This window comes from Sulfitobacter sp. W027, assembly GCF_025143985.1.
Classification (GTDB): Bacteria; Pseudomonadota; Alphaproteobacteria; order Rhodobacterales; family Rhodobacteraceae; genus Sulfitobacter.
Genome location: NZ_CP083564.1, coordinates 2050575 through 2072523, shown reverse-complemented (window position 1 = coordinate 2072523; position 21949 = coordinate 2050575). Strand labels below are relative to the sequence as shown.

General features: G+C 57.3%; 23 protein-coding genes and 1 pseudogene. 22 read left to right on the top strand and 2 right to left on the bottom strand.

What is annotated here, in order from left to right; translation table 11 throughout:
* Positions 1–96 precede the first annotated feature (96 nt).
* From K3759_RS10130 to K3759_RS10065, 14 genes and pseudogenes are all read left to right on the top strand, one after another.
* Positions 97–1482 carry an IS1182 family transposase gene (locus K3759_RS10130; protein ID WP_259981560.1) on the top strand — a complete coding sequence of 462 codons (1386 nt, stop codon included), beginning with the start codon at positions 97–99 and terminating at the stop codon, positions 1480–1482.
* Positions 1483–1739: 257 nt separating this feature from the next.
* The gene (locus tag K3759_RS10125; protein ID WP_259981559.1) at positions 1740–2087 is read left to right on the top strand and encodes a hypothetical protein; all 348 of its coding nucleotides are present in this window, start codon (positions 1740–1742) and stop codon (positions 2085–2087) included.
* A gap of 98 nt (positions 2088–2185) precedes the next feature.
* Positions 2186–3133, top strand: coding sequence for an exo-alpha-sialidase (locus K3759_RS10120; protein ID WP_259981557.1), 948 nt, complete (start codon positions 2186–2188; stop codon positions 3131–3133).
* A complete protein-coding gene (locus K3759_RS10115; RefSeq protein WP_259981554.1) occupies positions 3130–3624 on the top strand; it encodes a DUF411 domain-containing protein in 495 nt (164 codons plus the stop codon). Before K3759_RS10120 ends, K3759_RS10115 begins: the two co-directional genes overlap by 4 nt.
* A gap of 7 nt (positions 3625–3631) precedes the next feature.
* A complete protein-coding gene (locus K3759_RS10110) occupies positions 3632–3778 on the top strand; it encodes a hypothetical protein (RefSeq protein ID WP_259981553.1) in 147 nt (48 codons plus the stop codon).
* Entirely contained in the window at positions 3775–4251 is a 477-nt protein-coding gene (locus tag K3759_RS10105; protein WP_259981551.1) for a cytochrome c, read from the top strand. The genes K3759_RS10110 and K3759_RS10105 overlap by 4 nt, the downstream gene beginning before the upstream one ends.
* Positions 4248–4826, top strand: a complete 579-nt coding sequence (locus K3759_RS10100; RefSeq protein WP_259981549.1) for a DsbE family thiol:disulfide interchange protein — start codon at positions 4248–4250, stop codon at positions 4824–4826. Before K3759_RS10105 ends, K3759_RS10100 begins: the two co-directional genes overlap by 4 nt.
* On the top strand, positions 4823–5338 hold the full coding sequence (locus tag K3759_RS10095) for a TlpA disulfide reductase family protein (protein ID WP_259981548.1): 516 nt from the start codon (positions 4823–4825) through the stop codon (positions 5336–5338). Before K3759_RS10100 ends, K3759_RS10095 begins: the two co-directional genes overlap by 4 nt.
* Before the next feature lie 53 nt (positions 5339–5391).
* The gene (locus K3759_RS10090; protein ID WP_259981547.1) at positions 5392–5610 is read left to right on the top strand and encodes a hypothetical protein; all 219 of its coding nucleotides are present in this window, start codon (positions 5392–5394) and stop codon (positions 5608–5610) included.
* 22 nt (positions 5611–5632) lie between these two features.
* The gene (locus K3759_RS10085; RefSeq protein WP_259981545.1) at positions 5633–5923 is read left to right on the top strand and encodes a hypothetical protein; all 291 of its coding nucleotides are present in this window, start codon (positions 5633–5635) and stop codon (positions 5921–5923) included.
* Positions 5924–5979: 56 nt separating this feature from the next.
* The gene (locus K3759_RS10080) at positions 5980–6627 is read left to right on the top strand and encodes an SCO family protein (protein ID WP_259981544.1); all 648 of its coding nucleotides are present in this window, start codon (positions 5980–5982) and stop codon (positions 6625–6627) included.
* Positions 6624–7271, top strand: a complete 648-nt coding sequence (locus K3759_RS10075) for a hypothetical protein (protein WP_259981541.1) — start codon at positions 6624–6626, stop codon at positions 7269–7271. The genes K3759_RS10080 and K3759_RS10075 overlap by 4 nt, the downstream gene beginning before the upstream one ends.
* Entirely contained in the window at positions 7268–7780 is a 513-nt protein-coding gene (locus K3759_RS10070; protein WP_259981538.1) for a hypothetical protein, read from the top strand. The genes K3759_RS10075 and K3759_RS10070 overlap by 4 nt, the downstream gene beginning before the upstream one ends.
* A pseudogene (locus tag K3759_RS10065) lies at positions 7726–8049 on the top strand (cytochrome c biogenesis CcdA family protein); the annotation flags it as partial. The gene K3759_RS10070 and the pseudogene K3759_RS10065, both read left to right, overlap by 55 nt.
* A 749-nt stretch (positions 8050–8798) precedes the next feature.
* Here K3759_RS10065 and K3759_RS10060 read toward each other — a convergent pair.
* A complete protein-coding gene (locus K3759_RS10060; protein ID WP_259981536.1) occupies positions 8799–9350 on the bottom strand; it encodes a hypothetical protein in 552 nt (183 codons plus the stop codon).
* A 138-nt stretch (positions 9351–9488) separates the two neighbouring features.
* On the opposite strand from K3759_RS10060, the gene K3759_RS10055 reads away from it, so the two are divergent.
* Both K3759_RS10055 and K3759_RS10050 read left to right on the top strand, forming a co-directional pair.
* Positions 9489–9833 (top strand): hypothetical protein, encoded by a 345-nt coding sequence (locus K3759_RS10055; protein ID WP_259981534.1) that lies wholly within the window; start codon positions 9489–9491, stop codon positions 9831–9833.
* Between the two features lie 421 nt (positions 9834–10254).
* A complete protein-coding gene (locus K3759_RS10050; RefSeq protein WP_259981532.1) occupies positions 10255–11403 on the top strand; it encodes a hypothetical protein in 1149 nt (382 codons plus the stop codon).
* A gap of 266 nt (positions 11404–11669) precedes the next feature.
* Here the strand turns inward: K3759_RS10050 and K3759_RS10045 are convergent, their stop codons facing one another.
* Positions 11670–12212 carry a recombinase family protein gene (locus K3759_RS10045; protein WP_259981530.1) on the bottom strand — a complete coding sequence of 181 codons (543 nt, stop codon included), beginning with the start codon at positions 12210–12212 and terminating at the stop codon, positions 11670–11672.
* A 371-nt stretch (positions 12213–12583) separates the two neighbouring features.
* Here K3759_RS10045 and K3759_RS10040 point away from each other — a divergent pair, with 371 nt between their 5' ends.
* From K3759_RS10040 to K3759_RS10015, 6 genes are read left to right on the top strand one after another with little or no spacing between them, the layout of a single operon-like run.
* Positions 12584–14128 (top strand): class I SAM-dependent DNA methyltransferase, encoded by a 1545-nt coding sequence (locus tag K3759_RS10040; RefSeq protein ID WP_259981528.1) that lies wholly within the window; start codon positions 12584–12586, stop codon positions 14126–14128.
* On the top strand, positions 14125–14529 hold the full coding sequence (locus K3759_RS10035; RefSeq protein ID WP_259981526.1) for a nucleotidyltransferase substrate binding protein: 405 nt from the start codon (positions 14125–14127) through the stop codon (positions 14527–14529). Before K3759_RS10040 ends, K3759_RS10035 begins: the two co-directional genes overlap by 4 nt.
* Positions 14526–16139: a restriction endonuclease subunit S gene (locus K3759_RS10030; RefSeq protein WP_259981523.1), complete on the top strand. Its 1614-nt coding sequence runs from the start codon at positions 14526–14528 to the stop codon at positions 16137–16139. Before K3759_RS10035 ends, K3759_RS10030 begins: the two co-directional genes overlap by 4 nt.
* Complete coding sequence (locus tag K3759_RS10025; protein WP_259981521.1) at positions 16136–17059, top strand: DUF6615 family protein; 924 nt, start codon at positions 16136–16138, stop codon at positions 17057–17059. Before K3759_RS10030 ends, K3759_RS10025 begins: the two co-directional genes overlap by 4 nt.
* On the top strand, positions 17052–18338 hold the full coding sequence (locus K3759_RS10020) for an FRG domain-containing protein (protein WP_259981519.1): 1287 nt from the start codon (positions 17052–17054) through the stop codon (positions 18336–18338). The genes K3759_RS10025 and K3759_RS10020 overlap by 8 nt, the downstream gene beginning before the upstream one ends.
* On the top strand, positions 18338–21475 hold the full coding sequence (locus K3759_RS10015) for a type I restriction endonuclease subunit R (RefSeq protein WP_259981517.1): 3138 nt from the start codon (positions 18338–18340) through the stop codon (positions 21473–21475). Before K3759_RS10020 ends, K3759_RS10015 begins: the two co-directional genes overlap by 1 nt.
* Positions 21476–21949 lie beyond the last annotated feature (474 nt).

Sequence of the window (21949 nt, the reverse complement as noted above, 5' to 3'; positions counted from 1 at the left end):
TTGGTGGATACCAACGGCGTATTTTGTTGAAAAACTCTTACTTGATCGCGGCCTGAACTGCTGATTCAATCCCTTTATTCGGGGGGAGTATTGGCGATGATGGGACCACGACAGGAGGCGCAACCGGCGCTGTTCTACGAGTTCTCGCTGGAGGATCATGTTCCCCAAGATCACCTGCTTCGATCCATTGATCGGTTCGTCGACCTGAGCAGCATCCGCGCCCACCTTGCGGATTTCTACAGCCATACCGGCCGCCCGTCGGTCGATCCCGAGCTGCTGATCCGGATGTTGCTGGTCGGCTATTGCTTCGGCATTCGCTCTGAGCGACGGCTCTGCGAAGAGGTGCATCTGAACCTCGCGTATCGCTGGTTCTGCCGCCTCGATCTGAGCGACCGGGTCCCGGATCACTCGACGTTTTCCAAGAACCGGCATGGGCGTTTTCGCGGCAGCGAACTGCTGCGCCACCTATTTGAGACGACTGTCGCGCGCTGCATCGCCGAAGGTCTGGTCAGCGGCCAGCGAATGGCGATTGACGCCAGCCTGATCGAAGCCGATGCGAACAAGCAGAACTCCACGCCGAAGGAAGACTGGGACGCAACGCACATTGATCCGGCTGATGCGCCCCGCGCCGTGCGCGAGTATCTCGACACGCTGGATAAGGCTGCATTTGGCGCGGCCAGCGAGGTGCAGCCCAAGTTCACCTCGCATTCTGATCCCGCCAGCCAATGGACGGCGGCGCGTAAGGGTCCAGCATTCTTCAGCTATTCCGATAACTACCTGATAGACACGGATCACGGTGTCATATTGGACGTTGAAGGCACCCGTTCGATCCGACAAGCCGAGGTTGGATCGACCCAGACCATGCTTACACGGGTGAAAGCCAAGTTCGGCCTGGTCCCCGACTGGATGATCGCCGACACAGCCTATGGTTCAGGCCCCATGCTCGGCTGGCTCGTGGAACGCAAGATCGATCCTTACATCCCTGTGATCGACAAGGCCGGACGCCCCGATGGGACCTGGACACGCACAGATTTTGACTGGGATGCGCAGAACGACCAATACATCTGCCCCGAGGGCCACGCGCTCAAACAGTTCCGCCGGAATTACTGTGATCCAAGCCGGGGGCCGACGGGCAAGGGCACCGCGCGCTATCGCGCCTTGAAAGAAGTCTGCCAGGTCTGCCCGTCCAAGCAAAAATGCTGCCCCAACGCTGAGGCGCGCAAGATCACCCGCGAGGAGCACGAAGACGCGCGTCAGGTTGCCAGAGATTTGGCCAAAACTGAAGAATATCAGATTGCGATGAAGCTCAGGAAAAAGGTCGAAATGCTCTTTGCCCACCTCAAACGCATTCTCGGGCTGGGACGACTGCGATTACGCGGCCCATGCGGTGCAAATGACGAATTCCTCCTCGCCGCCACCGCCCAAAACCTCCGCAAACTGGCTAAGATTTTTCCTGCACCGCAGCAAACGCGCAAAGCCTGATAGGAAAGGCGCTCGCGCGCTCTTCAAAGCGCAGCTTCTGCGAAAGCAACACGCTGTTTTTCCACAGAATCGGCGGAAGGCCGACATTCGCTGCGGGCGCAAGACAAACTCCCGCGACCTCGAAAGCGGACGCTATTTTCAGTCCGCGACGTCCATTTGGGCGCGTGTCTTACCGATCTGGGAACGTGCGACGTTTCGCTCACCCCATTTTTTGACGGGGGATCGACAGCGACGCATCGGGTTCCTATATCTCTGCCATGCGCATCCTGCTTCGCCTTGCCACATTCTGCCTCTCGCTCGCTCTTTTGACGGGCATCTTGGCGCATGACTTGGCGACGGCGAACATGTCTATGCAGATGTCTGGTTTGACCTCATCCGCGACGATGGAAGAGGGCGGAGATTGCACTGCTTGTTTGCAAGAAGATCAGGGCGAGGTGGTGTGTGACATTGATTGCACGGCACCCGTTTTCGTGATGTCGCAGATGCTTCAGTCCCAACCCGAAAGCGTGCAGCGCTTCTCTTTGCCTGTGCCGGGCGATCTTGACCTCACCGGGGTCGATCCCGGGTCTGACCCTTTCCCGCCGCGAACCACCTCCCTAAGTTGACCGGCCGCACCGAAGGGTGACGGCCCGGTCTCGCGATGCTTGCTGCCAGTGCGCAGCAACGCGCTCGACCTTATCCGTCACTTTCGGGAACGACCTTTATGTCTACTCATCCTCCGCACGAGAAGTCGCGCAGGCATGTGCTGTCCGGCGGGCTTGCCGCAGTCGTTGCTACGCTGATCCTACCTCATCCCTCCCTTGCAATCACCAAGGGCACGTCGATCCGCGCCCTTGGTTATGACGGCGATGCACTTGCCGCGGCCTCGAGGGGCGCGCTGTGGCGCGTGTCATCTTCGAACGACATCCAGCATTTGCCGCTGGAGCGATCAATCACCAAAATCGCCAGCCATCCCGAGACGCCGGGCACTTTGTTCGCGGCGGTTGATCCCGTGGGCCTCATACGCAGCCGGGACGGGGGGCGCACTTGGGCTGACGCCAGCGCGGGCCTGCCTGCAACCCGCGTCACCGCGCTCACCCAAGCCGCGCTTGAGCCAGATATGCTTTATGCCGCCCTTGCGGATGACGGGCTATGGCGCAGCCAAGACGCGGGCGAAAGCTGGGAATTCGTCATGGACCGGCCTTATCTTAACGGGGCCGAACGCGAGGTGTTGACGCTCGTCTCAGTGGGCAATCCGACTGGCATGGGCGGCATCTGGCTCTATGCCGGGACCGACGCCGGGCTGACCCGCGTGCCGGATTGCTTTTGCCGCTGGCAAGATGTGACCGCGGGCGACGCAATGGATGCGCTGGCTGCGGGCAAAACGCCGCCGCCTGCCAAACCCTTGCCTGAGGGACAGCCTGTCCGCCATCTCGCGCTGTCGCCCAAAGCGTCTGAACGGCTCTATGCCGGGCTGGAAAGCGGCCTTTGGACGTCGACAGATGCTGGCGTGAATTGGACGCGCGCAGCGGCGGGAAAGATCGACGCGCTGGCTGTCGATCCTGTCGACCCTCAGCACCTTGCTGCCGTCCGCAACAGCATTCTTTGCGTCAGCCGCGATGGCGGCATGACCTTTGAACCTCTTAACATCCTTCAAGGAGATCAGACATGAACAGGAAATACACCTTCGGCGCGGCCGCAGCCGTAGCCGCTGCCGGTATCATCGGCTTTGCCACCTTCGGCATGGCTGAAAGCGACAAAACGCCTCTCGCGGAAACCACAGCAATCACCGTCCCGGCAGATCGCCAAATGACCATCTGGCGCGATCCGTCCTGTGGCTGCTGCGACGCCTATGCCGACTATGCCGAAGAGAACGGCTATCACGTGACCCGCATCGACGACCGGGATTTCGACAAACGCTCGGTCGAGGTCGGCGTGCCGGAACAGGGGCTGGGGTGCCACCTTGCCGAGGTCGATGGCTACTACGTCAGCGGTCTGGTGCCCGTTGAGATCATTCAGCGTCTAACATCCGAGCGCCCCGAGATCACCGGCATCACCCTGCCGGGTATGCCCCAGAACGCGCCCGGCATGGCAGGCAAGAGCGGCACGCTCAAGACCTATGCTTTCGGCAAGGACGGCGTGGCCGTGTATTCAAATGAATGAGGATAGAATGATGGGCATGATGAACGGAACTATGATGAACGGGCCGATGTCCGTCGCAATGATGATTGGCTGTGGCTTGTTGTTCCTCTTGGTGCTGGCGGTGCTGGTGCTGGGTGTGCTGGCCTTAATCAAATACCTGCGGCGGCCCGCATGAACCGGATGGTTATGAGCGCCGCTATCGGCATTGCAGGGGCGGCGACAGTCGCTGTCTGGGCTGGGGGAAAGGAAGAAAGTCCCCCGGCGCTGGCCGTGCTTGGCATGCCTGTGGATGCGGAGATGATAGACCAGGGCGCTGAACTCTATGCGGAGAACTGCGCCTCCTGCCACGGCACAGACCTCGAGGGCCAACCGGACTGGCGCAGGCGGCTCGACAATGGCCGCATGCCCGCACCGCCGCATGATGAAACGGGTCATACATGGCACCACGCGGATCAGCAGCTTTTCGACATTACCAAGAACGGGCTGGCCTCGGTTGTGCCCGGTTATGAAAGCGACATGCCGGTGTTTGATGGCATTTTGAGCGATGGCGAAATTACGTCGATCCTCGGCTATATCAAGAGCACTTGGCCCGAGCGGGAACGCGACTATCAAGCCGAGATCACCTCCAGAAGCGAGGAGGGATCATGAGTGGCATAGAGCGAAATCTCCACAAGCCGCGATGGTCGGTGCTAATCGCCGCACTTCCTGCGACAGTCTTCGCGGCAATTGCAATGGCCTTCCTGTGGGGGCTGTTCAACAATGAAGGCAGCCTTCCCAGCACAATGATTGGCCGGGACATCCCGGAGTTTGATCTGCCACCCATCGACGGACGCGAGAACGGTTTGTCTGCGGCAGATCTGCGCGGCGAAGTTTCACTGGTGAATGTCTGGGCTTCCTGGTGTGTGCCGTGCCGGGTCGAAATGCCGCTGTTGGTGGAGCTGGCTCAAACGAAAAGCGTGCCGATCCACGGTATCAACCTCAAGGACAAGCCCGCTGCCGCCCGAAGATTCCTCGCTGAGCTTGGCGACCCCTATCACCGGATCGGCGCCGATAGCTCTGGGCGGACCTCGATCGACTGGGGCGTCTATGGCGTGCCTGAAACCTTTGTTGTCGATGCCGAAGGGCGCATCGCTTACAAACATGTCGGTCCATTTGACCGGCAGTCTTTGGAGAACGACATTCTTCCGGTGGTGCGTCGTCTGCAACAGGAGCAGGGGGCGTGAGGCGGCGCGGTTTTCTGGGCGGCGCACTGGCGTTTGGGGCCACGCCTGCCTCGGCGCGGACCTTGATGGCGGAGCATCAAGAGCCTTTACCTATGCTGTCGCCGCCCATCACGGATGGGGCTGGCCGGAGCCTGACCTTGGCGGACTTTCGTGGTCGGACGCTTTTGCTCAACATCTGGGCGACATGGTGCCCGCCCTGCCGGGAGGAAATGCCCACCCTCGACAGGTTGCAAGCGCAGTTGGGCGGGGCGGAGTTCCACGTTCTCGCACTCTCAATCGACAAGGGCGGGTTCGACATTGTGCGCGATTTTTATGCCGAGATCGGCATCACGCATCTCGACCTTTATCTGGCAGACCAGTTGCGGGGGATGATGGCCTTTGGCGTCGTCGGCCTGCCCACCACATTGCTGGTCAACCCCGAAGGCCGCGAGGTCGCCCGCAAGGTCGGCCCCGCCGCGTGGGACAGCCCGGCGGCCATTTCTCAAATCCAACGCGTCATCACAAAAGGATAAACCTAACAGTGTCCCAATTCTCAAAAGCAAACCGGCCTTCATTTGCGATCCCTATGCCCGCGCGGCGACAAACCCTCATGCTGACGGGCTTTGCCGCCATCGGCGGCGGTGCCGCGCTGAATTGGGAGTGGCTGTCTGCCATGGGGGCTGCGCCCTTGCTTCTTAGCCTCGCCCCTTGTGCCGCCATGTGCGCCTTGGGGCTGTGCATGCGCGGCGGCTCAAGCTGCGCCAAAAACGATCCGGTGACAAAACCGGACACCTCGACAGACTGAACCTCAATCAAAAGGAACTGACATGACTTATACAGTGAAACTTACCACCACAGCCCTGACAGGCTTTATGTTTGCCGCCTCTCTCGCGCAGGCGCAGGAGGCAAAATCCGAGGCGGGCGATATGCCAATGACCGACAGCCAGCATATGAGAGGCGACATGGCTGACATGAAGGGCATGGAGGGCATGGAAGGTATGATGCCCATGATGAAGATGATGGCTGAGATGGGGCCGATGATGGAGAACTGCAACAAGATGATGCAGTCCATGAACGAGCATATGGAAACACATCATCCCGAAGATCAAAAAGGCTGACGCTCTTGGTTCGCCCGTCCAAAGGGCGGGCGGATCACCCCATTGAAAGACAGACTATGACAAAGATCACCCCGACCCACCGTCGGCTTCGCGTGGCCCTTTGGACCGCCGCGATTGCCGCCGCCGTTGTCCTTGCAGGTTTCGCCATGATGCGCCCCGGCCATATCCCTTCGCATCAGGTCGTCTATCGCGGCGACGCAGATATTCGTTCCGAGTTCACGTTGATCAACCACGACGGCCAGACCGTCACGCAGGACGATTACAAAGGTCGTTGGCAGCTTGTATTCTTCGGCTTCACCCATTGCCCCGACATCTGCCCAACCACTCTGGCCTATATGGGTAGCGTGCTGGACAAGCTTGGATCTGAAGCAGATCAGGTCGCCCCGCTGTTTGTGACCGTGGACCCAGAGCGCGACACACCTGAGGTTCTCAAGGACTATGTTGCAAATTTCCATCCGCAATTGATCGGGTTGACGGGCAGCACAGCGCAGGTTGCCGCGGCAGCGGATGCCTTCAAGGTCTACCATGAGAAACTCTCGAACGAGACCGCGCCGGACGGCTACATGATGGCCCATGCGGGTCACATTTACCTGATGGCCCCTGACGGTCGGTTTGATGCTGTCTTTCTCGAAAGCGCGCAGCCGGTCGAAGAAATGGCTGAACAAATTTCTATGCGCATCGCGAAAGAGAAGAGAAACCATTGACACAGAATTTACTGTTACCACCCCGCTTCGGGTTGCGGGCTGCGCGCATTTGCGCCGCGATGCTGTTCACCGTGACGCCTGCCTTTGCGGACCACCCAGGGGAGAACCTGAACCAAGCGATGGTGGGTAAAGAGGCCGCGTTTGAACCCATTGCGGCGCGAGAGGTGCCAGAGGTGAAATGGACGGCACCAGATGGCGACACGGGCTCTCTGGACGCAATGAGGGGCAAGATCACGGTGCTTAGTTTTGCTCCTGATGCTTGCGGCAGCCCCTGTGACGCGCAGCAGGAACAACTCAGCAAAACGCTTGCCGCGCTAAATGCCAGTGCCATGCGCGAAATGGTCGTCTTTGTCACCCTGCGCGATAAGGCACCTGCGGTCCCGGCCGAGCAGAACTGGACGGCTGCGCAACTGTCCGACGTTGATCGCCTTGGTGACACGGTGAATGCCTTCGCCTCTGTGAGCGCTCGGAAAGATAGAGCCCCGATGGTGCATTTGCTCAACCGTGAGGGCGCGCAGGTTGGCATATTCCACGGGTCAGACTTTGAGCCGATAAACCTCGTGCTTTACATCAACGGGCTGACGCACCAGCGGCCCCATGCCGAACCCGGTTTTTGGCAACGCATAACGGGGTGGTTTCAATGACAAGCCAAAGTCTGGTCAGGCCGCACTGGCTCACCGCCCTGCGCCGTTTTCCCTTGCTAACGCTGCTGGGGCACCTTCTTTGGGAGGTTGCCCATATTCCGCTCTATACAATCTGGGATGAGGGGACATGGGGCGAGATCATCTTTGCCGTGGTCCATTGCACCGGAGGCGATCTGCTAATCGCCATGAGCAGCCTTCTGCTTGCGTTGTTCATCTTTAGCACAGGCGCATGGCGACGGGCGCGGGTCTATCCCGTATTCACCGCGATGATAGCGATCGGGTTTGGATACACGATTTTTAGCGAATGGCTCAATATTGAGGTCCGCGAAGCTTGGGCCTACCGCGAGATCATGCCAGTCATCCCGCTCATCGACGCAGGACTGACACCGATGTTGCAATGGCTCGTCGTGCCGTCTGCGGCTTACTTCGGTGCGATCTGGCGCTTATCAGAGGGGCCTTCGGCTTTGGTTGGACCCCCTGTATCGGACCGATCCTCGGTGCGATCCTGACGGCCAGCGCGGCAAGCGCCACGATATCAGAAGGCGTCTCGCTGTTGGGGATCTATTCGGCAGGTCTTGGCGTGCCGTTTCTGATAGTGTCTGCTTTTACCGATCAGGTTGCAGCACGCTTGCGAGCAATTGGTGCGGTCGGGCGGCGTCTGCATCAAGTGGCGGGCGCGGTCATGGTCCTCATGGGAATCGGGATGATGACGGGTCAGCTTAGCGCCTTTTCTTGGTGGCTATTGGAAACATTCCCGCTACTGGGGGCTATCGGTTGAAACTACGTTGGAACCTTCCAGCGGAGGAGGTTGGTTGAGTCTGTATAACCTCGTTTCGGAGGGGCTCAGTAAGGAGAAAAGCGATGATGAACGGTGATATGATGGGCGGCGGCATGATGTTTGGCATGGGGGTCGGCTGGCTTCTGGTTATCGTGCTTTTGGTTTTGGTGATCGCGGCGCTGGTTAAATATCTGCGTAAGTAATACGAGAGGTGGGGCATGGAGGGGTTTGATGGTGCGGCAAACACTCGAAGATTGCCCGGAACGGATTCCGAAGGATTAAAACGTTCGTCACCCGCGGTGGAATGTCGGCTTTCTGCATGCTGTTGCGCAGCAAGTTTCTAAGACCCAGACGGCAGCTACGGTCCGCTCGCGTCGCTCAGGTAGGGAGGGCGGAAAGCGGGCGGTCACTGCTTTTGCGAGGCCGCAGCGAGCCATTTGTGAAAGCCCACATTCATATAACCACAGACAGTGAGTTTAGGTGGCCGTGCTGGGGCGGCTCAGAACACGTTCAAGTCGAAAAAAACCTATACAGTGCAGTTCATGCTTCGGCGGATACACGGACGACGGTGTGTTGGGATACGATCTCAAACGTGGCATTGCCAAGATCACGGATCATGAGACCGAGTTCTTGCTGAGATGTGTTTTTGCGACCCACCCATGCAGGTGTAATTCGGTCAAACCAGTCATCTCGACATGCGAAAAACAAGCATCCCCGCTCCGCCACTTGGGAACGGGGCTCCGTCCGGCCTATTTGCCTGGTAGATGATCGGTGGTGAATAGCATGTCGTCTCCGGCACCTGAGTGACAAGCGATGCAGCCCGCGTCCATGCCCTTGGCTACCCGGCCTGCGAGACGCATGCCCTTCAAATTTTTGTCCAACGTGCCATCGGGTAGATATTTCACCCAGAACCAATCTGAATTCTCGGGGTCAAAACCGGCTTCGCGCCGGAACATGACCGTGACCGCAGCAAGGTGCTTGTCCGGATCGCTGAGCACTTCATCGGCACTCACGCCTTCTGGACCATAATTCCGCTTGATAACAAGGTCGCCCGAATGGTCGTCGACGCTGGCCGTGGTATAAAAGGTCTCGAGCATCATGCCATGCGGGGCGACCCCCTCGTAGGGAAAGCTGCGGAGCATACCGTCACCGGCAAGATTCATCTCCTCCATCGTAGCCCAGAGACGGGCAGCGTAATCTGCATCTGTGTCGGTGCCAAAAGTGGCATCCTGAGCCTGTGCCAGTCCGGCCCCCATGGCCAAGGCCCCGAGGCCGACAAGGAATTTTTGAAGGCGTTTCATGTCAATTCTCCCCTATGCTGATCCTTTATCGTAGCGTAGGTTCAACTTCTTTCAGCATCACGATAGCTTGATGCGTTCGAGAGGAGATCGGCGACACTCGGGTTTGACGGGCGACATGGCTATCGCCAGAGTGTCATCATGCGCCTAATGACCCTGACCCTATCCGTCTTTGCAGTGCTGCCCGCTCTTAGCCTCAACGCTGCGCAAGGAGATGCTGAGACCCTTTGTGTGCGCAATGACAGCGGGCGGTCGTATCTCTTCGCCGTTGACGCCCCGGATGCCGAGCGCCTTGTGCAGGACGTCCCTGCCGGAGAAAGCCTCTGTGTGATTGGCGCGACGGCTGGGGCCACGGGCGTCGTGTCGGTTTTTGAGGATATCGATGCGCTTGAAGGCTGTTCCCGTCTGGTCCCCGTGGGCCAGACCGAGGCAATGATACAGTATGTCGATTTCGATAGGTGCTTTTGGGAGTCGAACAGTAACTGACACGCCGGCTGGGTCTCGTCCGAGGCTGATAATCAATCTGCCGAGCATGGAATTCGAAGAGCCACTGAAAAACGCATATGCAGCGCTTCAGCTGAAAACCAAGTAATTCCGTGTCTGCTCGATCACCTATCGGAAGGGCGCCGTTCCCAAGACAAACTTTGAAATCACCAGATCGCTACGTCGTGCAGGAATGGCTGGTTTGAGGACGCTGCTCTGTAGCGTTTAAGGTCGCGTTAATTGCCGCTTAGGGCCGCTTGACCTTCTTCAATTGTCATCGGATAGTATGGTTGGCCTAACGCGTAGGCCGGTGTGCCCGCCATGCGAAGCAAAGCAACGCGAATTTGATTTTTTTGGATACCATGCCATTGGCAGGGTCCGATGAGCAGCGGGCACCTTTTCGGATCCAGTTCGGATATGGATCATGAAACCGACATATTTACTGAAGAAGCTGAAAGAACTGTCAAAGCGCTACGCACGAGCGCAACAGATTCCTCTACACGAAGCACGCGACTTTGTTGCCGGGAGGCTAGGGTTCCCACATTGGAATGACGTCACGAAGGCGCACAGAACAGGTTGGACCCCAACGCAGACGCAACTGTCGAGTATAGAAAGCCTACTCATAGACACGCTCCCTGGAAATGAGGCTGGCCGACCTGAACATGGGGCATACATCGAAGCTTCGATGCTCGAAGAGGATGTTCAACACGGCAGGCTCGACGGACACGAATATGATATCTCGGTATCTTTGGGCGATGTTCATATGTGTGGGACGGGTTGGCACCTTCATGTGCCAGAAGCACCAAATAGGGCACCGCGTCTTGAAATCGCCAAGCAAATTGAACAAGAGGCTCCCGTTTACGATGCGCAATTTCAACAACAGGCGCTGAAAATTGCACTCAAACATGCGGAACAGGTTCGTGCTGGTATCGCATCAGATTGGCCGAGACGGTCTACCAAGCCAAACAAAGAAGGTGTCGTTCGTCATCCGATAAGCGGTGCTGAGTCGAATAAATGGTACTGCTTGCATTGTGACTCATCGACGACCGGCAAACAGATTGCAAAGAGCCTTTGGCATTGCCCAAGTTGTGACGCGTCTCCCCTCGCTATCCACGAGAATGCTGGGTGGCTTGAAGATGGAGATTCTGGAACCAAGCCACTTGCGGACATAGGCATTCAAGGGAGACCTGGCTTGGTGGTTGATGTTGCAGATACACGGCTACAATTGGAGCTCGATCCCGAAAAGATAACGCTGTTGATCCGAAGCGCGCTTGTAGAAGACGCTTCAAACGCAAGCGAGCGTTTGGGTGCCCTTTTTGCTGACATCAACGTTCACGACGACAACGATGTCTGGATCACCTTTGATGAAGACCTTTGGCCGGAGCACAAGGAACCAGTGTCCGCTCTGGCAGTAGCGGCTCTTCTCGGAATAGGGGTCGAGCAAGAACTTTGTTTACGGGACTTGCCCTTTGCTTGGCCAGGGTTGGGTGAGCACACCCTCAGTACTGTTGAGTACACGGAAATGATGCTCAATGCCTACGCCAACCAGCGGGCAGGCAAATCTGTCGAATAACCAACGACAAGCAGAATGAAAGTTGCGGGGAATGCCTTCGCAACCTTCGCCTCGAATCACTATTTCCTCGCTCAGCCCGACCAATTCTTACAAGGGGTTGGCATGTGCGCGGCGAATGTCTGCAAAGCGGGCTGCAACCGCAGCATCAAGAATCAAACATGGGCGGCAGCTATGGGCCGAGCCCTGTCTTTGGATCGGGGTCTACAGTTTAACACCATTTAGTAACACAGTTTCCACCTCCCTAAACAAAGTCAGGGTTTGCGCTTTTAAGACCTCAAACACTTGTAGACCGTGGCACGCCCGATCCCAAGCTTCTTCGCAATTGCAGTCGCACCCATGCCCGATTGGCGCAATTCTTTGACCTTTGCGTCATCAACAACTTTTGGGCGACCCTTATAAAGCCCCTTTGCTTTCGCTTTAGCGATCCCCTCCGCCTGGCGCTTACGGATAATGTTTCGCTCAAATTCAGCGAACGCTCCCATCATCTGCAGTTGAAGCGTAGCAAAGGCATCATCCGACTTCGCAGAGAACGTCAGCCCTTCAGTTTTGAAAGTGATCGATGCCCCTTTGTCGTTCAGTTTCTGTATGATTGATTGTAGGTCGCGTAGGTCCCTGGCCAATCGATCGATACTATACACCACGACAGTGTCTCCCTCACGCACCCATTCCAGCAGGGAGTTGAGCGCTGGGCGATCTTTAGCGCTTTTGCCAGATAGCTTTTCTTCAAAGAGCTTATCAACTGGCCCCAAATCCTGCCTGTCAAAATTTTGCTCTAGAGTACTGACGCGACGATAGCCAACAACAGACATAATCGTTTCCTATGATACTAGACCTTTATAGAATATTGTCTATAAATCTGCATTCAAGTCTAAATGTACACTTCTAGCTGTAATTCATGCCGTCTCTCTAGGGTAGACCTTTTTGGACAGTGTAAACTTAAAGGACTTGTGGCAATGAAGATCTGATTTGGGTGAAGTTCACTCAATCGTACGCACACGATCGGCATATCGAATTGCATCAATTGCCTATTTTTCGATGCCTCACCAGAATGGCTTCCTAGAGGCAGACTGAAGCAATAGCGTGCCTAAGCACAAGATTTTGTTAACGATTGGACTTCCCACTCACGGCAGCAGATTCTAGGGTGCGTTGAACGAAGATCTACAAGCAAAGCGGGTATATAGTGGCGGGTGCGAAAAAAAGCGATCTGGACTTTGAGGCCGAGCTATTTAAGGCCGCGGATAGGCTGCGCGGTAACCTAGAGCCGTCCGAATACAAGCACGTCGTCCTTGGCCTCGTCTTTCTGAAATACATCTCCGAGGCATTCGAAAGCTATCATGCTAAGCTGGCCGAAGACGAGTACGCTGATCCGGAGGATCCCGAAGAATACCTCGCCGAAAACATCTTCTGGGTTCCGACAGAGGCCCGCTGGTCCGACCTTCGAAACAAGGCGCGTGATCCTAACATCGGCAAGATCATCGACGACGCGATGGAAGCGATCGAGCGCGTCCCGGCCAACGAAAAGCTCAAAGGCGTCTTGCCCAAGAACTACGCGCGCCCCACGCTTAACAAAGAGATGTTGGGAGACCTGATCGACCTTTTCTCCAAGATTGACATGCGTGGCAACGCGACCGAGGCCCGCGACCTGCTGGGCCGCGTCTATGAGTACTTCCTCTCGGGTTTTGCGTCCTCCGAAGGCAAGCGCGGCGGCGAATTTTTCACGCCCCGTTCGGTCGTCAAAACCCTGGTCGCCATGCTGGAACCGAAAAAGGGCCGCGTATATGATCCCTGCTGCGGCTCGGGCGGCATGTTTATTCAGTCCGAGAACTTCATCGAAGACCACGGTGGCCGCCGCAACGACATTTCGGTCTACGGGCAGGAAATCAACCACACTACATGGCGGCTGGCGATGATGAACCTCGCCGTGCAAGGCATTGACGCCGAGATCAAGTGGAACAACGAAGGCTCCTTCATCCGCGATGAACTGCCCGACCTACGCGCCGATTACATCCTCGCCAACCCGCCCTTCAATATCTCGGACTGGGGCGGCGAGCGGCTGACGGATGACGGGCGCTGGAAATACGGCACTCCGCCCAAGGGCAACGCCAACTATGGTTGGCTGCAACATATTCTGCACCATCTGGCTCCCCGGGGCACGGCGGGTGTGGTGTTGGCCAATGGCTCCATGTCCTCCCAGCAATCGGGCGAGGGCGACATTCGCCGCGCCATGATCGAGGCGGACAAGGTCGATTGCATGGTCGCCCTGCCGGGGCAACTCTTCTATTCCACCCAGATCCCCGCCTGCCTGTGGATCTTAGCCAATGACAAATCCGCCAATGGCCACCGCGACCGCAAGGGCGAGGTGCTGTTCATCGACGCGCGCCAGATGGGGCACATGGTCGACCGCGTGCGCCGCGACTTTGACGATGCCGAAATCGACAGGATCGCCGACACCTACCACCGCTGGCGGGACAAGGCACCTGAGCAGCCCTACAAGGACGAACCGGGGTTCTGCGCCAGCGCCAAGCTCGACGCGATCCGTAAGCATGACTACGTCCTGACCCCGGGCCGCTATGTCGGCGCAGCGGACGAGGAGGACGACGGCGTCCCGTTCGAGGAAAAATTCGCCACCCTCGCCACCCAGCTTGACGCGCAACTGACGGAAAGCGCCCGCATGGCCGATCTGATCCGCCAAACCCTTGGGCGCATCCCGGGAGGGCCGCAATGAAGCTGGAGCTGTCATCGTTTGAGAAAGCCCTTGCCTCGCTGGACGAGGCGCTGGCGGAGTTCGACCGCACCCAAAGCCAGTTCGTCAAGGACGCCTGCATCCAGCGTTTTGAATACACCTACGAACTGGCCCACAAGCTGCTGAAACGGCAGTTGGAGGCGATGTCGGCCAACCCGTCCGAGATCGACCAGATGAGCTTTCCCGACATGATCCGGTCTGGCGCGGAACGCGGGCTGCTGGCCAATGGCTGGGATGAATGGCGGCGCTTCCGCGATGCCCGCAACGCGACCAGCCATGCCTATAACGAGAAAAAGGCGAACGAGGTCTTCGAACGCATCCCCGCCTTTCGGGATGAGGCGGCGGTGCTGCTGGCGCGTCTGCAAGAGCGAAACGCGGAATGACGGGCAAGATCGACATCAGCCCCGAACAACTGGCCATCGTGCAGGGGATACTGAAGGACCACCTGCCCAAGGGCACGCTGGCCTGGGCCTTTGGCAGCCGCGTGACATGGACGGCGAAACCCTTTTCCGATCTGGACATCGCACTGGAAGGTGCCGAACCCGTGCCGCCAGATGTGCTGATCGATCTGGAAGAGGCGTTCGAGGCCTCGGACCTGCCATGGAAGGTGGACGTGATCGACCTGAACGCCGTGTCGCCGGAGTTCCGGGCGATTGTAGAGTGGCAGAGGGTGCCTGCGGATTGGGCTGAGGTCTCCTTGGACGATGTCGCTGATCTTTCAGGCGGATTTGCCTTCAAAAGTTCTCAATATACCGAACATGGCAGATTTGTACTCCGAACGGTTAACATTGACGATGACTACTCAATAACTCGAGAAAACGCGAACTTCATCAGCGAGGAAGACGCACGAAATTTTGAGCGTTTTGCTTTGACAGAACATGACACTCTCTTCGTTATGGTCGCCGCGACTCTCGGCAAGATTGGATATGTTCGACAAAGAGACCTTCCTGCTCTCCTGAATCAGAATATGTGGGTCATCCGAGCGAAAAAGGGAAAGATTGACCCGATATTCCTGCACTATTTGTTCCGTGAGATTTCAAAAATTCCGTTGTCCTGGGTTGGCGGGAGCGCTCGTAGTTTTCTGCGGCGAGATGACGTTAGAAATCTTGAGTTTCAGTTACCAACTGAGGCCGAACAAATTCGAATTGGGGGGCTTCTGAAAGGCCTCGACGACAAGATCGAGTTGAACCGGCGGATGAATGAGACGTTGGAGGCGATGGCGCGGGCGGTGTTTCGGGATTGGTTCGTCGATTTCGGCCCCACCCGCCGCAAGGCCGCAGGCGCAGCCGACCCCGCCGCCATCCTCGGCGGCCTCCTCCCCGACCCCGAAAAAGCCAGCCGCCTCGCAGCCCTCTTCCCCGACAGCTTCGGAGACAGCGGCCTGCCGAAGGGGTGGGAAGAGCGCCCCTTCGTCGGGTTTCTGGACATCATCGGAGGGGGCACACCGAAGACCCAGGTTCCCGAGTATTGGGGCGGAAATGTGCCGTGGTTCTCTGTGGTGGACACCCCGCCCAAGGGCGGCGTCTTCGTCTGGAACACCAAGAAGACCATCACCGAGCGCGGGGTTGCCGAAAGCTCTGTCCGGATGATCGACGCCGGAACAACGATCATCTCGGCGCGCGGCACAGTCGGCAACATCGCAATGGCCGCACGTCCAATGACGTTCAACCAGTCCTGCTACGCTCTGCGTGCCGTTCGACCCGCCGGGGACGTCTTCGTCTATCTTGCGACGGAACGCATGGTCGAAAGGCTTAAGGCAATGGCGCATGGTTCCGTCTTCTCGACAATCACCCGCGCGACGTTTGAAAACTTGAACTTTGCATGGGCGGGCGAGGATGTGTTTGCGGCCTTTGAGGGTTTGATCGAGCCGATGTTCGATCTGATCAAGTCGAACGGCCAAGAAAACCAAACCCTCGCCGCCACCCGAGACCTCCTCCTCCCCAAACTCATGTCCGGCGAAATCCGCCTGACCGGCGCGGAGGGTGTGGTTTGAAAACGCTTCCCAACTATTGCCGCTCGTTCCGGCAAGAGGCCCATCAAGTCTGGCGCGACATGTCCGAGGCCGAGGGTTTTGACCTGCCCCGTAACGAGGAAACAACGACCGAAGATCTGCTCCTGAATCTTGCCCGCAAGCACAAGGGGCGCGGGCTGGACATCAAGGCATATACCAAGCCCCAGGAAGGCAAAACAGGCGCGGATTGGGCGTTCTGGTTCACTAATGGCTCTTGGAAGGGCATCGGGGCGCGCATACAGGCCAAGAGATTGTTCAATGAAAACGGCAATCCACGCTACAAATCGCTCTACCATCGAAGCGACAGCCAACAGAAAGCCAGCGAGTTGGCCGGGAGTCCCACGCCCAACCAGTGCGAAACTCTTCTGAATTATCGAGACCCACTGGACCCGCATAACAAGATGGTTCCGCTTTACGTCTTCTACAATTCCGATGGATTGAAGCTACATTCTGCGCTTTCTTCCCATACACAGTTGTCATGGTGGAACCTTTGCGGCTTTCCTTTTTTCTCGCCAGACTGGGGGATCAGCGCCGCCAGTGCCCTTGCTATCAAGAAGGCCGACTGGGGCAGAGATAACAAGCCTGGCCAGTTTCCGATGATCCCTTGGCATTGCCTCGTATGCGGTTGCTGCTGGGGTGATCGGCCTGCCGATTCATCGCTTCCTTCATTGGTGGGGCATGGGTTGCGGCAGCTTTACAGCTACAGCATCGGTGACGACGACCGGGACCTGTCTGCGTTTGCCGAGTTGGATTTTTCATTCGAGCCAACCAAGAACACACCAAAATGGGTCGGGCTGCTGCGGGAAGGCAGCGACACAGAGGGTCGTTTGGACGAAGAAATGGACCGTCTGAATCTCAAGGGCATTGCTATCATTGAGGAAACGGAAGCCCGCGATGAGTGACGCGAAACTCTCTCCCGAAGAACTGCGCGCAAAGCTGGAGTCGTTGCCGATCTGGCCAGACTTCCGAGAAGGCGATCCAGCAGTCGACGGGCTAATCCCAACCTGCCGCGTTGAGAGCTGGGAGAAGTTCCTAGAGGCGATGCGTGATCCTCAGCACAACCGCGCAGCCAGCGAATGGGTCTATCGCGGGCAACGCGGAGGCGACTGGCCTCTTGCCTCGACCCTCGGGCGCAAATTCGACGGGGGCAGCATTCCCGCAGATAAGCGCCAGCAGCTCTTGTCGCAATTCGAGCTCGCCATGCGCGGTCGCGGATATGACCTGAGCGCCTTTAACGGCGATGATGCTGAGATCGAGAAATGGGCGATCGGCCAACACAACGGTTTGCTTACGCCCCTGTTGGACTGGACGCGATCGCCCTTCATAGCCCTGTTCTTTGCCTTCAACACTGCCGATGATGCAGAGAAGAACCCGTCTCGTGCTGTTTATTGCGTGAACATGTCGGCGCTACGGAATGCGCTGGGCGATCAGACCCTTTTCCGTGACCCGATGGGACATAACAACAGCCGCCTGGTTAATCAGGCGGGCCTTTTCACCATGATTCCCGATGACGACGACAATTTCGCCAGCTACGTCATCAATACACTGCAGGAAGAGGGTGTTGTCAGCGCTGAACCGGTTACTCAAACGGCGACTGTCGAAAGCCCTGATTCACAGGAATCCGTCGTTGAGTATACGGTCACGGACAATCTGTCAGATCAACTGAAACTGTACATCCAGAAGATTCATATTCCCAACGCTGGTCGTATGGATTGCCTCGCCACGCTTCGCAAGATGAACATTCACAACGGCACCTTGTTCCCTGACGCGCAAGGGGCCTCGCTTTATTGCAACGACTGGCTCGAACGCATCCTGCGCGAAGAAAAAGCGGAGCGTGAAAAAGCTGCCGAGCGGGCAACCCGCTCAACTTCGTCGGCAACGACGAGAGAAGTCATTGAGGCTGCACCTGACGCATTGGGGGCCGTTAAGGCCGTTCTTGGACAGATTCTTGGCGACGATTACTCGCCCGAAGACAAAGATGACTTCGCCACTCGCCTCTATGAGCGCTTTCAAAAAGATCAATCGTTTGAGTGGTATCTTGCAGATAGCAAAACCGCCAAGGTCAAGACCGGGCAACGTCGTTTGGCTGCGGCCTTCGGCTTTTCCGAAAGCCTCCGCGATCAAGTGGTCGATGAGTTGGTTCAGTTCTACAAAGCGACGGCGAGTGGAGATGCTGAGTAATGATTAACGAAGACCTCGTCGAACGAGCTGCGCTGGCCATTTTGCAGGATCAGGGTATTCCCTATCTAGGGGCAGATGTGATCTCGCCCGATGGCACAGGCCCAGAGCGCGGGTCCTATGGCGAGGTACTGTTGATTGGGCGACTGGAAGAGGCCGTGGCGCGGCTGAACCCCCGCATCCCCGAAGATGCCCGCCGGGACGCGCTACGCCAAATCACCGGCGCTGCTTCGAAAAGCCTGACCGAGGAGAACCGGCGCATCCATAAGCTGCTGGTCAACGGCGTGGACGTGGAGTTCAAGGCGGATGACGGTACGATCCGGGGCGACAAGGTCTGGCTAGTCGATTTCGAGAACCCGCAGGCCAACGACTGGCTGGTGACAAACCAGTTCACCGTGATCGAGGGCAAGCACAATCGCCGCCCGGATGTGGTCGTGTTCTTGAACGGTCTGCCTGTCGCGGTGATCGAACTGAAAAACGCTGCCAGCGAGGCCGCCACCATCGAGGATGCCTTCGCCCAGCTACAGACCTACAAGCTGCAAATTCCATCCCTGTTCCGCACGAACGCGGTGCTGATCAGTTCGGACGGGTTGCTAGCCCGGATCGGGTCGCTGACTGCGAATGAAGAGCGGTTCATGCCTTGGCGCTCTGTCACCGGCGGGGCGGGGGATTTCACACCCGAGGGGCCGCAGGAAATGGCGACGCTGCTAAAGGGCGTGTTCGACAAGGGGCGGTTTCTGGAGCTGCTACGCGATTTCACGGTGTTCGGCGATATGGGCGAGGGTCCGTTCAAGATCATCGCAGGCTATCACCAGTTTTTCGGCGCGCGAAAGGCATTGGCCAGCGCCATCGAAGCGACCCAGCCGGAGGGCGACCGCAGGATCGGTGTGATTTGGCACACCCAAGGGTCTGGCAAGTCGTTGCTCATGGCGTTCTTCGCGGGTTTGCTGGTGCGCAGTTCGGCGATGGAGAATCCGACGCTTATCGTCCTAACCGACCGGAATGATCTGGACGATCAGCTCTTCCAGACCTTCGCCATGACGAAGGACCTGATCCGGCAGACGCCCGAGCACGCGGAAAGCCGGGAAGAGCTGCGCGATTTGCTGGCCCGGCAATCCGGCGGCGTGATATTCACGACCATGCAAAAATTTACCCCGGAGAAGGGCGAAGAGCATTTCCCGACCTTGACCGACCGTCGGAACGTGATCGTAATCGCCGATGAGGCGCATCGTAGCCAATACGGGCTGGATGCAAAGGTGAACACAAAGACCGGTGAGCGGAAATACGGCTATGCACACTACGTGCGTCAGGCGCTTCCCTATGCCTCGTTTGTCGGTTTCACCGGCACGCCGATTGAGACCGCGGACGCAAACACCCCAGCGGTTTTTGGCGACTATGTCGACATTTACGACATTACCCGGGCGGTCGAAGACAAGGCCACGGTGCCGATTTACTATGAGAGCCGGTTGGCCCGTATTGAACTGGACGAAGATGAGAAGCCGAAGATCGACGACGAGATTGCGGCGATCCTGGAAGACGAGACGCAGTCCGAACAGGAGAAGACCAAGGCCAAGTGGAGCACCGTTGAGGCACTGGTTGGTGCAGAAAAGCGGCTGAAACTGGTTGCAGCCGATCTTGTAAAGCACCTGGACGCGCGGACTTCTGCCCTTGGTGGAAAAGCCATGGCGGTCTGTATGAGCCGCCGGATCTGCGTGGCGCTCTACAATGAGATTGTCGCGCTTCGCCCAGACTGGCATTCGGACGACGACGCATATGGCGCGGTCAAGATCGTCATGACGGGCTCAGCATCGGACCCGCTCGAATGGCAAAACCATATCGGAAACAAGAAACGGCGTGATGGCCTTGCGAAAAGGGCGCGCGACTCTGATGACCCACTGAAGCTAGTCATCGTTCGGGACATGTGGCTGACCGGCTTCGACGCCCCCTGCATGCACACAATGTATGTCGACAAGCCCATGCGCGGACATGGGCTGATGCAGGCCATCGCCCGGGTCAACCGCGTCTTTCGGGACAAGCCTGGCGGATTGGTGGTCGATTATATCGGTATTGCCCAGAACCTGAAGAATGCTTTGTCACAGTATTCCGACGCCGACCGCGAACGCACCGGTATCGACGAGGAACAAGCAGTGGCGCTGCTGGCTGAAAAGCTCGACGTGGTCCGCCACATGTTCACTGGGTATGACTACAGCGCAGGCCTTCATGGCGCAGCTCAGGCTCGCTTGCAGGCGCTCGGTGATGCGGTCGATTGGATCGTAGGACAGCAAGCTCAGGCCGCACGCCATAAGCCGTCCGACGTCGACAAGAAGAAAGAGCTTTCGCGGTTTCAGGACGCAGCTCTGGAACTGTCACGCGCCTTTGCCCTGGCGTCGTCCAGCGATTTGGCCAAGGAGGTCAAGGACGAGGTCGGCTTCCTTCAGGCTGTACGAGCGGCGATGACCAAAACCTCGGTCAGGGGCAAACTCTCTTCGCGGGCGAAGCAATTTGCCATCGAGCAGTTGGTCAACAAGGCGGTTGCCGATGCGGAAATCGTGGACATCCTTCATGCCGCGGGCATTAAGACACCTGACATTTCCATTCTGTCCGATGAATTTCTTTTCGAAATTAAGTCTATGGAGCGCAAGAACCTTGCGCTGGAGGCGCTTAAGAAGCTCCTGAACGGAGAGATCAAAAGCAAAGCCAAACGAAACATCGTCGAAAGCCGCGCCTTCAGTCAGCGTCTCGAAGAAGCCGTCGCCCGCTATCACGCAAACGCCATTTCCACGGTCGAGATGATCCAGACCTTAATCGACCTCGCCAAAGACGTGAAAGCTTCTGCGGCCCGTGGTGAAGCCGAAGGCTTGTCTGATGAAGAGTTGGCCTTTTACGACGCCCTGGCAAAAAACGAAAGCGCCGTTGAAGCCATGGGCAACGAACAGTTGCGCCTGATCGCGCATGAATTACTCGATCAGGTTCGCAAGAATGCAACCGTTGACTGGCACAAGAAAGAAAGTGCTCGGGCCCGGATGCGCATTCTTGTAAAGCGGATACTTAAAAAATACGGCTATCCACCTGATTTGTCTACAGAAGCTGCCCAGATCGTTCTTGAACAAGCTGAAACGTTGCTAAAGGAGGTTTTTTAAAACTGCTTATGTCAAAAGCATTTTACTAAGCGATAAAGCCCTATCGAAGCAAAGGTTCTGACCTCAGGAGGCAGCCTTGGGCCTTTCAAGGGTTCAATTCGCAGCAAGCGACGCCCACGCCTAAGCAGAATTTATCAAGGAGTGATATAGGCTAAGCCATTACTTACGTGGTGCAAAATGTGGTATCTTTTTTTGATATTGTTAAAAATTTAACATAATCAGCGTATTGGCGGTTGAGTTATGCGGACACCTCCTCCGCCACTTGCCCTAGTCTCTCCTATGTGCTTCGCATTCGAGCTGAATTTAGTGCGTAATTATCGGCGCTTGCGCTGCGATTTGCGATGCGGAGACGCACCGTCGCCGCGCCTTTGCGCCCGGATTTCCAGCCTGTCTCTGTCGCCCCGCGGCCTCGGTTCGCTTTGCCTTGCGGGACTCGATTTGCAGCGCGCGTTTTCCATTTACAGGGAATTTACA